Annotated in this window: 9 protein-coding genes; 4 read left to right on the plus strand and 5 right to left on the minus strand. The window is 66.9% G+C overall.

What is annotated here, in order from left to right:
- Window positions 1-25: 25 nt before the first annotated feature.
- The gene (locus DIE03_RS10930) at window positions 26-2206 is read right to left on the minus strand and encodes an ornithine decarboxylase (RefSeq protein WP_124450107.1); all 2181 of its coding nucleotides are present in this window, start codon (window positions 2204-2206) and stop codon (window positions 26-28) included.
- Between the two features lie 507 nt (window positions 2207-2713).
- Here DIE03_RS10930 and DIE03_RS10940 point away from each other — a divergent pair.
- Window positions 2714-5014, plus strand: coding sequence for an Orn/Lys/Arg decarboxylase N-terminal domain-containing protein (locus DIE03_RS10940; RefSeq protein WP_124450109.1), 2301 nt, complete (start codon window positions 2714-2716; stop codon window positions 5012-5014).
- 74 nt (window positions 5015-5088) lie between these two features.
- On the plus strand, window positions 5089-6474 hold the full coding sequence (gene potE / locus DIE03_RS10945; RefSeq protein ID WP_124450111.1) for a putrescine-ornithine antiporter: 1386 nt from the start codon (window positions 5089-5091) through the stop codon (window positions 6472-6474).
- 3 nt (window positions 6475-6477) lie between these two features.
- Here potE and DIE03_RS10950 read toward each other — a convergent pair whose 3' ends face one another.
- Window positions 6478-7383, minus strand: coding sequence for a LysR family transcriptional regulator (locus tag DIE03_RS10950; RefSeq protein WP_124450113.1), 906 nt, complete (start codon window positions 7381-7383; stop codon window positions 6478-6480).
- A gap of 217 nt (window positions 7384-7600) precedes the next feature.
- On the opposite strand from DIE03_RS10950, the gene DIE03_RS10955 reads away from it, so the two are divergent.
- A complete protein-coding gene (locus DIE03_RS10955) occupies window positions 7601-8182 on the plus strand; it encodes a putative glycolipid-binding domain-containing protein (protein WP_124450115.1) in 582 nt (193 codons plus the stop codon).
- 3 nt (window positions 8183-8185) lie between these two features.
- On the opposite strand, the gene DIE03_RS10960 is transcribed toward DIE03_RS10955, so the two are convergent.
- Entirely contained in the window at window positions 8186-9178 is a 993-nt protein-coding gene (locus DIE03_RS10960; RefSeq protein WP_124450117.1) for a sulfonate ABC transporter substrate-binding protein, read from the minus strand.
- A 182-nt stretch (window positions 9179-9360) separates the two neighbouring features.
- Window positions 9361-9768 carry a DUF427 domain-containing protein gene (locus DIE03_RS10965; RefSeq protein WP_124450119.1) on the minus strand — a complete coding sequence of 136 codons (408 nt, stop codon included), beginning with the start codon at window positions 9766-9768 and terminating at the stop codon, window positions 9361-9363.
- A 300-nt stretch (window positions 9769-10068) separates the two neighbouring features.
- On the opposite strand from DIE03_RS10965, the gene DIE03_RS10970 reads away from it, so the two are divergent.
- Window positions 10069-11730, plus strand: coding sequence for an ABC transporter substrate-binding protein (locus DIE03_RS10970; protein ID WP_124450121.1), 1662 nt, complete (start codon window positions 10069-10071; stop codon window positions 11728-11730).
- A 44-nt stretch (window positions 11731-11774) separates the two neighbouring features.
- On the opposite strand, the gene DIE03_RS10975 is transcribed toward DIE03_RS10970, so the two are convergent.
- Window positions 11775-12722, minus strand: a complete 948-nt coding sequence (locus tag DIE03_RS10975; RefSeq protein ID WP_124450123.1) for a TauD/TfdA family dioxygenase — start codon at window positions 12720-12722, stop codon at window positions 11775-11777.
- Between the last annotated feature and the right edge of the window lie 86 nt (window positions 12723-12808).

Genomic DNA, 12808 nt, shown 5'->3' on the forward strand with positions numbered 1-12808 from the left:
CGCACGGGCCAGGTACAGCCCGCGATCAGGCCCGCGACGCGTCGGTGCCGGTCGCCACCACGTACGCCGACGCCTGCTTCGTGCCGTCCGGCTTCGTCTGCAGGTACACGCCCTGGATCTCCGGCTCGAAACCCGGCAGCGCGTTGATCCCGGCTTCCAGCGCGCGGAAGTAGTCGAGCGCCGGGCCGCCCCAGGTTTCGCCGGGCACCACGCAGAAGATGCCGGGCGGGTAGGGCAGCGCGCCTTCGGTCGCGATCCGGCCTTCGATGCGGTCGAGCGTGACGAGCTCGACGTTGTTGCGGATCAGCTCGGCATTCGCGGCCTGCGGCTGCATCGCCTGCTTCGGGAACTGCGCGCGCCGGAACATCTGCTTCTGCAGATGCTTCATGTCGTGGCTGCGGTAGAAGTCGTGCATGCGCTGGCACAGCTGCCGCAGGCGCATCGTGCCGTACAGCTCCGGATATGCTTCGCACAGCGACGGAATCGCTTCGCGCAGCGGCGTGTCCCGGTCGAGATGGCGTTCGAACTGCGCGAGGTGCGCGACCAGATGCTGCAGCTTGCCGAAGCTCTCCGACGGCGTGAGCAGGAACAAGATCGTGTACAGGTCGGCTTTCTCGGGCACCACGCCGTGCTCGCGCAGGTAGCGCGCGAGGATCGGCGCCGGTGCGCCGAACGACGCGTATTCGTGCGTGTCGTGATCGATACCGGGCGTCGTCAGCAACAGCTTGCACGGATCGACGAAGTACTGGTCGTTCGCGTAGCCTTCGAAGCCGTGCCACGTGTCGGACGGATGGAAGCGGAAGAAGCGCAGGTCGTCGACGATCTGCTCGGTCGGGTAGTCGGCCCACGGGCGGCCGTCGATCTGTTGCGGGACGAACGGACGGATCTGGCGGCAGGTCTTCATCAGCAGCTTGCGCGCATCGACGCCGTGCGCGACGCAATCGCGCCACAGGCGCTTGCCGGCCGGGCCCGCGTGCATTTGCGCGTTGACGTCGAGCGCCGCGAACATCGGGTAGAACGGGCTCGTCGACGCATGGATCATGTACGCGTTGTTGAAGCGGCGGTGATCGCAGAAGCGCTTCTGGCCTTCGAGGTGGCTGTCCTTCTTGTGGATCTGCGACGTCTGCGAGAAACCGGCCTGCTGCTTGTGCACCGACTGCGTGACGAAGATGCCGGGATCGTCGGGACCGAGCGTCAGCATCAGCGGCGAGCAGTCCTGCATCATCGGGATGAACTGCTCGTAGCCGACCCACGCCGAATCGAACAGGATGTAGTCGCACAGATGCCCGATCCGGTCGACGATCTCGCGCGCGTTGTAGATCGTGCCGTCGTAGGTGCCGAGCTGGATCACCGCGAGCCGGAACGGCCGCGGCAGGTCGGCGCGCTCGGGCGCCACGTCGCGGACCGCGTCGCGAATGCGCGCTTCGTCGAGCGCCGCGCTGTCGACGCCGCCGATGAGGCCCCACGCGTTGCGCGCGGTTTCGAGGTACACCGGCCGCGCGCCGGACAGCACGAGCGCGCCGAGGTGCACCGACTTGTGGTTGTTGCGGTCGAACAGAACGAGATCGTCGGGCGCGAGCAGCGCGCTCGTGACGACCTTGTTCGACGTCGACGTGCCGTTCAGCACGAACCAGGTCTTGTCCGCGTTGTAGATCCGCGCGGCATTGCGCTGCGCTTCCAGCGCGGGGCCTTCGTGGATCAGCAGGTCGCCGAGCCGGACGTCCGCGTTGCAGAGGTCCGCGCGAAAGATCGTCTCGCCGAAGAAGTCGAAGAACATCCGGCCGAGCGGGTGATTCGAGAAGAACTGGCCGCCCTGGTGGCCCGGGCAGTCGAACTCGACGTAGCCGCGCTGCACGTATTCGCGCATGACCTTGAAGAACGGCGGCAGCAGGTTGTCGCTGTAGATGTCGGCGGCGGCGGAAATCTGCCGGCCGTAGTAGTGGCGGCCGCCGTGGCGCAGCTGGATCACGCCGCTCGCGCTCGGCAGGATCGACGGCGGCACTTCCTGGTCGGGCTCGACCGCGACGAAGAACGGAATCGCGAAACCGGTTCTCTCGACGGTTTTCAGCACCTTTTCCGCGGAATCGATGCCGACGACGATTGCCGCGATATTCGTGAAATCGGTCTGAAATACGTCGACCTGTTCGTGCGTGGTGAGGAAGGCGCCGATCAGCGCCGGCTCGACTGCGATTTTCAACAGGCTCACGCGAACTCTCCGGTAAATGGCGGAAACGGGAGCCGCATTCGCGCCGGCAGGTCATCCTGATTCGACGTGCGCTGCGGCCGGTTGAAACGCTTCCGCGAATGCTGAATGCCGCCTGCGCGCCTCACGTACAAGCCTTGCGGGGCGCGGCACTGCCGCCATCGGACAGTGCCCGGCGCAGCCGATCGTAGCAACAAAAGCGGGCGAGTTCAATCGACCGGGAATGACAATGTCATTGCATGATGAGAATGATCAAATAATCGCGAATCGGCATGCTGCAGTGCACATGAAAATGATCCAATCATGAAATCCGTTTTGAAAAACGCCGATGGTTTCGCCGAATCGTCAGCTTCTCATCGAATGGCATCCATGGCATAGTCGGCTCCGAATCGGATGGCGAATCAAACCGGAATTGCGAGCGTCTCGCGCCGCGGACCGTGGCCTGCTGTTCGCGTGCTCGTGAGATGAACAACACAACAATCGAAGCATCGGAACCGCGAGGGCAACATCATGAATACTTCTGCTGGCGGCATTCGCCGTCTCGGCATGCGCGCGCTGCTGGTCGATGACGAGATCGCGCAGGAAACCGCGACCGGGCGTGCCGTCCGTACGCTGAGCGCGGAACTCGTGCAACGCGACATCGACGTGCTCACGGCGACGTCCGCCGACGACGCGATCATGCTGATCCGCTCCGATCCGTCGATCCAGTGCGTGCTGCTCGACTGGGATCTCGGCGTGGACGGCCACGGGCCGTCCGAGGCCGTGGTCGACGCGATCCGGCAGCGCAACGGCAACGTGCCGATCTTCCTGCTGGCCGACCGCAGCGTCGCGTCGTCGGTGCCGTCCGCGGTGATGGGGCAGGTCGACGATTTCGTGTGGCTGCTCGAGGATACGGCCGACTTCATCGGCGGGCGCATCCACGCGGCGATCGAACGCTATCGCTCGACCGTGCTGCCGCCGATGTTCGGCGCGCTCGCGAAATTCTCGCGCGTCTATGAATACTCGTGGCATACGCCCGGCCACACGGGCGGCACGGGCTTCCTGAAATCGCCGGTCGGCCGTGCGTTCTTCGAATACTTCGGCGAATCGCTGTTCCGCTCGGACCTGTCGATTTCGGTCGGCGAACTCGGCTCGCTGCTCGATCACTCGGGCCCGATCGGCGAAAGCGAACGCTATGCGGCGCGCGTGTTCGGCGCGCATCGCACGTATCACGTGACGAACGGCTCGTCGACGTCGAACCGCATTATCCTGATGGCGAGCGTGAGCCGCGACCAGATCGCGCTGTGCGACCGCAACTGCCACAAGTCGGCCGAGCATGCGATGACGATGTCGGGTGCGATCCCGACCTATCTCGTGCCGACGCGCAACCGCTACGGGATCATCGGGCCGATTGCGTCCGAGCGCCTCACGCAGACGGCGATTCGCGAGGCGATCTCGTCGAACCCGCTCGCGGCCGGGCTGGCCGCTCGGCAGCCGAAGCACGCGATCATCACGAACTCGACCTACGACGGCCTCTGCTACAACGTTACGCGCGTGGAAGAACTGCTCGGCGCGAGCGTCGACCGGCTGCACTTCGACGAAGCGTGGTACGGCTATGCGCGTTTCAACCCGATCTACCGCGACCGCCATGCGATGCACGGCGACCCGCGCGATCATCGTGCGGACCGGCCCACGGTGTTCGCGACGCAGTCGACGCACAAGCTGCTGACCGCGCTGTCGCAGGCGTCGTACATCCACGTGCGCGACGGTCGCAACCCGATTCCGCATGGTCAGTTTAACGAAACGTTCATGATGCATGCGTCGACGTCGCCGAACTACGCGATCATCGCGTCGAACGACGTCGCGGCGGCGATGATGGACGGTCCCGGCGGCGCGGCGCTGACGCGCGAGTCGATCGAGGAGGCCGTCGCATTCCGCCAGATGATCGCGCGGATGAACGGCGAATTCGGCGCGAAGGGCGACTGGTTCTTCGAATGCTGGCAGCCCGACACCGTGCTCGAGGCACGCACGGGCCGCACGCTGCCGTTCCACGACGCACCGCCCGAGCTGCTCGCGAGCGACCCGGCATGCTGGGTGCTGCGCCCCGGCGCGCAATGGCACGGCTTCGGCAACATCGAGGACGGCTACTGCATGCTCGACCCGATCAAGGTGTCGATCGTCACGCCGGGCGTCGCGCCGGCCGGCGGCCTGATGCCGGTCGGCATCCCGGCGAGCGTCGTCACCGCGTATCTCGACGCGCGCGGGATCGTGGTCGAGAAGACGACCGATTTCACGATCCTGTTCCTGTTCTCGATCGGCATCACGAAGGGCAAGTGGGGCTCGCTCGTCAGCGCGTTGTGCGACTTCAAGCGCGACTACGACGCGAACCTGCCGCTCGACCTGGCGATTCCGTCGCTCGCGAAGGAGCATGGCTCGCGCTATGCGGGCATGGGGCTGAAGGACCTGGCCGACACGATGTTCGCGGCGATGGAGCAGCTCGGCACGACGCGGCTGATGTCGGAAGCGTTCTCGATCCTGCCGACGCCGGAGATGAGCCCGGTGTGCGCGTACGAGCATCTCGTGCAGGGCCGCGTCGAGCAGGTCACGCTCGAGGAGCTGGCCGGGCGCACGGTCGCCACCGGCGTCGTGCCGTATCCGCCGGGCATTCCGCTCCTGATGCCGGGCGAGAACGCGGGGCCGGCCGGCGGCCCGGTGCTCGGCTACCTGAAGGCGCTCGAAGCGTACGACCGGCGTTTTCCGGGCTTCGCGCACGATACGCACGGCGTCGAAGTCGAGGACGGCACGTACCGCGTGTACTGCCTGACTGCGTGAGCGCCCCAACGGACGGACGAACGGACGAACGAGCGACCGGCCGCAAGGCGGCCTCACATCGAAGGATCGACATCATGGAAAACGCAGCGAGCATGACCGACGCGGCCCCGGCGGCCGCGCCGAAGAACCGGATGAATGTCTGGCAGCTGACCATCCTCACGGCGGTCAACATGATGGGCTCCGGCATCATCCTGCTGCCGTCGAAGCTCGCGCAGGTCGGCACGATCTCGCTGCTGTCGTGGATCGTCACGGCCGGCGGCTCGCTCGCGCTGGCCTACGCGTTCGCGCGCTGCGGGATGCTGAGCCGCAAGCCGGGCGGGATGGGCGGCTACGCGGAGTACGCGTTCGGCAAGGCCGGCAACTACATGGCGAACTACACGTACGGGCTGTCGCTCGTGATCGCCAACGTCGCGATCGGTGTCACGGCGGTCGGCTACGGCACCGTGCTGTTCGACGCGACGCTGTCGCCGCTGCAGATGGGCCTGTGGACGATCTTCCTGCTCGTGCTCACGACAGTCGCGAACTTCGGCGGTTCTCGCATCACCGGCCGGATCGGCGCGGTGACCGTGTGGGGCGTGATCATTCCGGTCGTCGTCGTGTCGCTGATCGGCTGGTTCTGGTTCAGCGGCGCGACCTGGGGCGCGGCATGGAATCCGCACAACATGCCGTTCGGGCCGGCCGTCGGCGGCTCGATCGCGGTGACGCTGTGGGCGTTCCTCGGCCTCGAATCGGCGTGCGCGAATTCGGACGCCGTCGAAAATCCGGAGCGCAACGTGCCGATCGCCGTGCTCGGCGGCACGATCGCGTCGGCGATCTTCTACATCGTGTCGACCAACGTGATCGCGGGCATCGTGCCGAACGCGATCCTCGCGAAGTCGAACGCGCCGTTCGGCATCGCATTCGCGACGATGTTCACGCCGACCGTCGGCACGATCGTCACCGCGCTGATGGTGATCGCGTGCATCGGCTCGCTGCTCGGCTGGCAGTTCACGGTCGCGCAGGTGTTCAAGAGCTCGGCGGACGTCGGCTACTTCCTGCCGGTGTTTGCACGGGCGACGCGCACGGGCACGCCGATCGTCGGCATGGTGATCCTGCTCGTCGCGCAGGTCGCGCTGGCGCTGATGACGATCAGCCCGGAACTGAGCAGCCAGTTCCAGAAGATCGTCGATCTCGCGGTCGTCACGAACCTGGTGCCTTACGTGATGTCGATGGCCGCGCTGATCACCATCCAGAAGGTGGCGAAGGTGCCGCCGGCCAAGGCGCTGGTGACGAACGTGATCGCGATGGTCGCCACCGCGTACAGCTTCTATGCGCTGTTCAGCTCGGGCGAGCAGGCGCTGATGCTCGGCGGCCTGTGCGTGTTCCTGGGCTGGACGCTGTTCGGCTTCGTCAGTGCGCGCTTCTACCAGATGGAAGTCGACGCGCACGTGAAGGAACCGGGCAAGTCACTGCAGGCGTGACGGCTACTGCTGACGTTGCATCAGCAGGGGGAGCTCTCTTTTCAGCAGGTCGACGACGGTGCGCACGCGCGGCGGCAGCGGCCGCTGCGCGTGCACCAGCACATTGAGCGGGAAGTCGGGGATGTCGTATTGCGGCAGGAGGCGGACGAGCCGGCCGTGCGCGAGCGCGCCGGCGCAAGCCGGGTGCTGAACCACGCCGATACCGCCGCCCGCCGCGATCGTGTCGAACATCGGGTGCCAGTGGCTGGTGGTCATGATCGTCTGGATTCGCGCGTATTCGACTGCGCCGCCGTCGCGCTGCAGCGGCACCTGTTCGTTCGCGAACACGCCTTTCACGCGGATGAACGGATGGTGCGCGAGATCGGCTTTCGTACCGATCGGGTCGTGCCGATCCAGATACGACGGTGCGGCGACGAGCACGCGGCCGACCGCGCCGAGCGCGTACGCGACGAACCCGCCGTCGCCGAGCTGGCCGACCCGGATCGAAATGTCGACGCCCTCGGTGACCGGATCGACGATATCGTCGTTCAGCACCAGGTCGATGTGCAGTTTCGGATACGCGTCGCGGATCTGCATCAGCACGCCCGGCATCACGACCTCGCCAAAGCATTGCGGCGCCGCGAGCCGGATGGTGCCGTCGAGCGCGTTTTCCGTCTTCGCGACCGACGCGACTGCCATGTCGGCCGCTTCGAGCAGCGCCTTGCTGCGTTCGTAGAAGATGCGGCCTTCCTCCGTGCAGGCGAGGGTGCGTGCACTGCGCATCAGCAGCCGCGTGCCGAGATGCTTTTCGAGTTTCTCGATGCGCTCGCTGACGGCCGGTTGACCCATGTCGAGATCCCGCGCCGCGCCTGACATCGTTCCGCGCTCCACGACCCTGACGTAGATGCGCATCGTCGCCAATAAATCCATGAAGTCGCGCCTTTTGTCTTCCGGTTCGATTTTTCCGATCGACGGATGGTACCAAAGCGGCGTCGGCGCGATGGTATGTGCGGGACCGATACTGACTATCGGCAGGAAGGCAACCGGTGGCGATCGCCGCCCGGCGGATTCGGCCGCCGGCGCCACGTGTATTCATCGCCACGATGAGCGACAATCGGCTTGCGCGCGACCGACGACAGGAGACGACATGACGCAACAGGACGAAGCCGTGCGCACGCGCTGCGTCGCATGGCAGATCGTGCGGACGTGGCACGCGTGCGAATGGTGCCGGCTCGTCGAATCGCCCTCGGGCATCGACCTGTCGGGTTCGGTATCGGGGGCGATCGACGGCACGCCGTTTCGCGTCGACTACGCGATTGCATGTGGTGCCGACTGGCTGACGCGTTCGGCGCGCGTGACACGTTGGGCCGGCACGACGCAGCAGCAGTGGGACATCGCCTGCGACGCAGGCCAATGGACGATCGACGGCGTCGAGGCGCCGGCACTGGCGGGCGCGACCGATATCGACCTCGGTTTCAGCCCGTCGACCAATACGCTGCCGATCCGGCGGCTCGCGCTCGCCGTCGGCGAATCGGCCGTGATCCGCACGGCGTGGCTGCGTTTTCCGGATTTCGCGATCGTACGCGGCGAGCAGCGCTATACGCGTACGGCGCCAGGCGTGTATCGCTACGAGAGCGGCACGTACGCGGCCGATATCGCGATCGACGATGCGGGCCTCGTCACCGACTACGACGAGTGGCGGCGCATCGGCGCCGCGCCCGCGCCATAAGCGTCAGCGCGCGCTGGCGACCGACAGCTTGCCGGGAATCAGCTTCAGCGTGCTGAACGTGTCGGCGATGTTCTGCTGATACGCGACCGTCGCATCGGTGATGGGCTGCACGCCGTAGCCGGCGCGCTTGAGCGCGACTTCGAGCGTCGGCGCGTCGAGGCCGACGAGCGGCGACAGCTGGGTGGCGACCTCGGGGACGTGATCGCGCGCCCAGCGGTCGACCGCGTCGACTTCGTCGAGCAGCGTGCGCAGCACCTGCGGGTGGGCAGCCGCATACTTGCGCGCGGCGAGGTAGTACTGCGTGTTGCGCACGAGCCCGTCGCCGTTCGCGACCACGCGCGCGCCGAGCTGTCGCTCGGCGGCGGCGAAGTACGGGTCCCAGATCACCCACGCATCGATACTGCGCTGCACGAACGCGGCGCGCGCGTCGGCGGGCGTCAGGTAGATCGGCTGGATGTCCGCATACGTGAGGCCCGCGCGTTCGAGCGCCTTCACGAGCAGGAAGTGGACGTTCGAACCCTTGTTGAATGCGACCTTCTTGCCGCGCAGTTGCGCGACGGTGCGGATCGGCGAGTCGGGCAGCACGATGATCGCCTCGCCCTGCGGCGCGGGCGGCTCGTTGCCGATATAGACGAAATCGACGCCGCCGGCCTGCGCGAAGATCGGCGGCGTCTCGCCGACCGTGCCGACGTCGATCGCGCCCGCGTTCAGCCCTTCGAGCAGTTGCGGGCCGGCCGGGAATTCGAGCCATTGCACGGTGACGCCCTGGCTCGCGAGACGCTTCTCGAGCGTGCCGCGAGCCTTGAGCACGACGAAGTTGCCGTACTTCTGGAAGCCGATGCGCAGCCGCGTGCCGGTGTCGTCGGCCAGCGCGGGCCGTGCCGCGAGCGGCCCGAGCGCAAGCCCGGCCAGGCCGGCGGCCGCGCCCTGCAGCCATTGGCGGCGGTGCGGGCTCGCCAGGGTCGTTTCAACGTCGGTGTGCGGTGTGTCGTTCATCGGGCCATCCTGCGTGCGGGTTCACGGGCCGCGCACAGGGACGGCGCGGCCGACGCGAGGCAGGGCCGGATGCGGGCGCTGCACGCAACCGGCCGGCCCGCGCCGGACTCAGGACGATACGGCCGCACCGGCCGGTGGCCAACCAACGAATGCGTATATGCAAATCAGCGGCGCGGCGGTGCTCAATCGGTGCCGGCCGCGCTTTCCTCGATCGAGTCGACCCGATCCGGATAGAACGCGAGGTGCCCGCGAATCGCTTCGACGGCCGGATAAGGATGCTCGTAGGTCCAGACGGCGTTGTTCGAGCGTTCGCCGCCGGCCGCGATCGAGTAGTACGCGCAGTCGCCCTTGTACGGGCAATAGGTGGCATGGTCGGTGCGTTGCAGCAGCGACATGTCGGCATCTTCGCGCGGCAGGTAGAGCACGGCCGGATAGCTGGCCTCGCGCAACGCGAGCGCGCGGCGCGTATCGGCGACGACCTTGCCGGCCACCGTCACCACCACGCGCCGCGGATGCGGCTCGATCGTGATCGGATGATCGGGGCCCGGCGATTTCACGGGACGAGCGGGCGTATCGGGACTGATCGACATCGTGGATCCTCCAGGACGCGGCGGCGCAGCGGCACCGGGCGGATCCCGGCGCGCCGGTGCCGGCGTTTGCCAGCCGATACGATGCGCTCATTCCGGAAAGTCTGCAGGGGGCCGGAAGGCAGCCGCGCGAAAGGCGGCAGGATCGTGCGTCCGGCGCTCGCGCGGACGTTTCCATGCACGGGCAGCGGGATGCATCGGCGACGATAAGCATCGCCGAATTAATTGGTAAGCGATCGGCGGGAGGCGCGCGAAGATCGGCCGTCGTCATTCGCATGACAGTCATCCTTTCTCTCCGCCACCATGAAGAACGCTTACGTTTCGTCAGCCACGCGTCATGCGCGTGGCGTACCGCATGCCGTTGCCGCACTGCGCTGCATCGCCGCGTCGCTGCTGCTCGCCGGTGCCGCGACCCAGGCGCTGGCCGCGCCGACCGGCAAGACGCTCGTGTACTGCACCGAAGGCAGCCCGGCCGGTTTCGATCCGGGCCAGCACACGACGAGCACCGACTTCGACGCGAGCACGTACCCGATCTACAACGGGCTCGTGCAGTTCAAGCGCGGCACGCTCGATCTCGAACCGGCGCTCGCGACGAGCTGGGACGTGTCGCCCGACCAGCGCACGATCACGTTTCATTTGCGGCGCGGCGTGAAATTCCAGACGACCGCATGGTTCAAGCCGACGCGGCCGTTCCAGGCCGACGACGTCGTGTTCACGTTTCGCCGCATGCTCGATCCGGACGATCCGTTCCGCAAGGCCTACCCGGTCAGCTTCCCGTATTTCAGCGATCTCGGTTTCGACCGCAACGTCGAGCGCATCGAGAAAGTCGACGACTACACGGTGCGCTTCGTGCTGAAGACACCCGACGTCGTGTTCGTGCGCAACCTCGCGATGGCGTTCGCGTCGGTGCTGTCGGCCGAATATGCGTCGCAGCTTGCCGAACGTCATCGTGAGTCGGACATCAACCAGTTCCCGGTCGGCACGGGGCCGTTCCTGCTGCGCTCGTACCAGAAGGATGCGCTGATCCGCTACGACGCAAATCCCGACTACTGGAAGCCGGACGACGTGAAGCTCGGGCGCCTCGTGTTCGCGATCACGCCCGATCCGGCCGCGCGCCTGCAGAAGCTCGTGGCCGGCGAGTGCCAGGTATCGGCGTTTCCGCGCCCGGCCGATCTCGAGACGGTGCGGCGCGACCCGAAGCTGTCGCTGTTTTCGGGGACGGGCTTCAACGTCGGCTTCGTCGCGTACAACACGCAGCATCCGCCGCTCGATCGCGTTGACGTGCGGCGCGCGCTCGACATCGCGATCGACAAGACGGCGATCATCAGGACCGTGTTCAACGGCGATGCGACGATCGCGACGAATCCGATGCCGCCCTCGCAATGGTCGTACAACCCGCGCCTGAAGGATGCGCCGCGCGATCCGGCCGCCGCGAAGGCGCTGCTCGCGCAGGCCGGGTTCCCGAACGGCTTCGACCTGACGCTGTGGGCGATGCCGGTGCAGCGGCCGTACAACCCGAATGCACAATTGATGGCGCAGCTGATCCAGCAGGACTGGGCGAAGATCGGCGTGCGCGCGAAGATCGTCAGCTACGAATGGGGCGAATACAACCGCCGCGCGAAGCACGACGGCCAGCATGACGCGATCCTGTACGGCTGGTCGGGCGACAACGGCGACCCCGACAACTGGCTCGGCACGCTGCTCGGCTGCGACGCCGTGCACGGCAGCAATCTCGCGAAGTGGTGCAATCAGGATTTCGAACGACTCGTTACCGCCGCGCGTTCGAACGGGGACGTCGCGAAGCGCACGTCGCTGTACGAGCAGGCGCAGGTCGTGTTCAAGGATCAGGTGCCGTTCACGCCGATCGCGACGTCGATCGTGTCGCTGCCGATCTCCAAACGCGTGCACGGGCTGACGTTCTCGCCGCTCGGCGGACACCGGTTCGACGGCGTGTGGCTCGATTGATGGAGGAACAGCCGGCGCGCGCGTGCGCGCCGGCGTTCGCTGCGTCAGTTCAGTGCGACGGCGGCCGCCGCTTCGACCGGCGAGCCTTCGAGTGCGACCGAAGGACGGCCATCGGGGCCGACCGGCACGTCGCCGATGAGCGTCGTGCGGTAGAGCTGGCGGTCGAAGTCGAGATCGAAGATGTCGACCGGTGCGAGATGCGCGGTCGCGCGGTTGTCCCAGAACGCGATGCTGCGCGGCTCCCACTTGAAGCGGATCGTGAATTCCGGCCGCGTCACGTGTTCCCACAGCAGTTCGAGCAACGCCTGGCTTTCGCGCGGCGTCAGCCCGACGATCGATTTCAGGAAGCTCGGGCTCACGTACAGCGCGCGTTCGCCCGTCTCCGGGTGCACGCGCACGAGCGGATGCTCGGTCACGAGCGGGCGGCGTTCGACCGCCGCGTCGAATGCGCCGGTGGCGCGCGCACCGGCCGGCGGCGTGAAGCGGTGAACGCCGCGCAAGCCGTCGACGAAGCCGCGCAGCGGCGCGGACAGCGTCTCGTACGCACGTACCAGGTTCGTCCAGTGCGTGTCGCCGCCGTACGGCGGGATCGTCACGCCGCGCAGGATCGACGCCCACGGCGGATTCACGGCAGCCGTCACGTCGGTATGCCAGCCGGTCCAGGGCCGGCGCACGGGTTCGCCTTCGAAGCGCGTCGCCTTGCGATGTTTCGCGATCGAATAGACGGCCGGGTGGCCGTCGACATGGCCGAACACCGGGTGGCCGACCGTCGGTTCGCCGAACTGCGCGGAGAACGCGACGTGCTGCTCGTGCGTGAGGAACTGTTCGCGGAAGAAGATGACGCGCCATTGCAGCAAGGCGGCGCGGATCGCCGCGATCTGCGGCGTGGTCAACGGTTGCGTGAGGTCGACGCCGCGGATTTCCGCGCCGATGTGGGCGGACAGCGGAATCACGTCGACCGGCTGGGCGGCGGGTTCGAGTAGGGCGCTCATGCGACGCTCCTGGCGGAAGTGAACGGGGCGGAGAGCCGACATCGTTGCGCGTGCAAGTGTCGGTGCGGCGGCAGGAAGCTCATGAT

Origin of the sequence: Burkholderia sp. Bp8992 (genome assembly GCF_003853705.1) — a bacterium.
In the GTDB taxonomy this organism is placed as follows: domain Bacteria; phylum Pseudomonadota; class Gammaproteobacteria; order Burkholderiales; family Burkholderiaceae; genus Burkholderia.

Bases quoted from the DNA above. Each gene is read 5' to 3' on its own strand.
- DIE03_RS10960 (WP_124450117.1), bottom strand. From the start codon at position 9,178: ATGAACGACACACCGCACACCGACGTTGAAACGACCCTGGCGAGCCCG.
- DIE03_RS10955 (WP_124450115.1), top strand. From the start codon at position 7,601: ATGACGCAACAGGACGAAGCCGTGCGCACGCGCTGCGTCGCATGGCAG.
- DIE03_RS10975 (WP_124450123.1), bottom strand. From the start codon at position 12,722: ATGAGCGCCCTACTCGAACCCGCCGCCCAGCCGGTCGACGTGATTCCG.
- DIE03_RS10940 (WP_124450109.1), top strand. From the start codon at position 2,714: ATGAATACTTCTGCTGGCGGCATTCGCCGTCTCGGCATGCGCGCGCTG.
- DIE03_RS10950 (WP_124450113.1), bottom strand. From the start codon at position 7,383: ATGGATTTATTGGCGACGATGCGCATCTACGTCAGGGTCGTGGAGCGC.
- potE (WP_124450111.1), top strand. From the start codon at position 5,089: ATGGAAAACGCAGCGAGCATGACCGACGCGGCCCCGGCGGCCGCGCCG.
- DIE03_RS10970 (WP_124450121.1), top strand. From the start codon at position 10,069: ATGAAGAACGCTTACGTTTCGTCAGCCACGCGTCATGCGCGTGGCGTA.
- DIE03_RS10965 (WP_124450119.1), bottom strand. From the start codon at position 9,768: ATGTCGATCAGTCCCGATACGCCCGCTCGTCCCGTGAAATCGCCGGGC.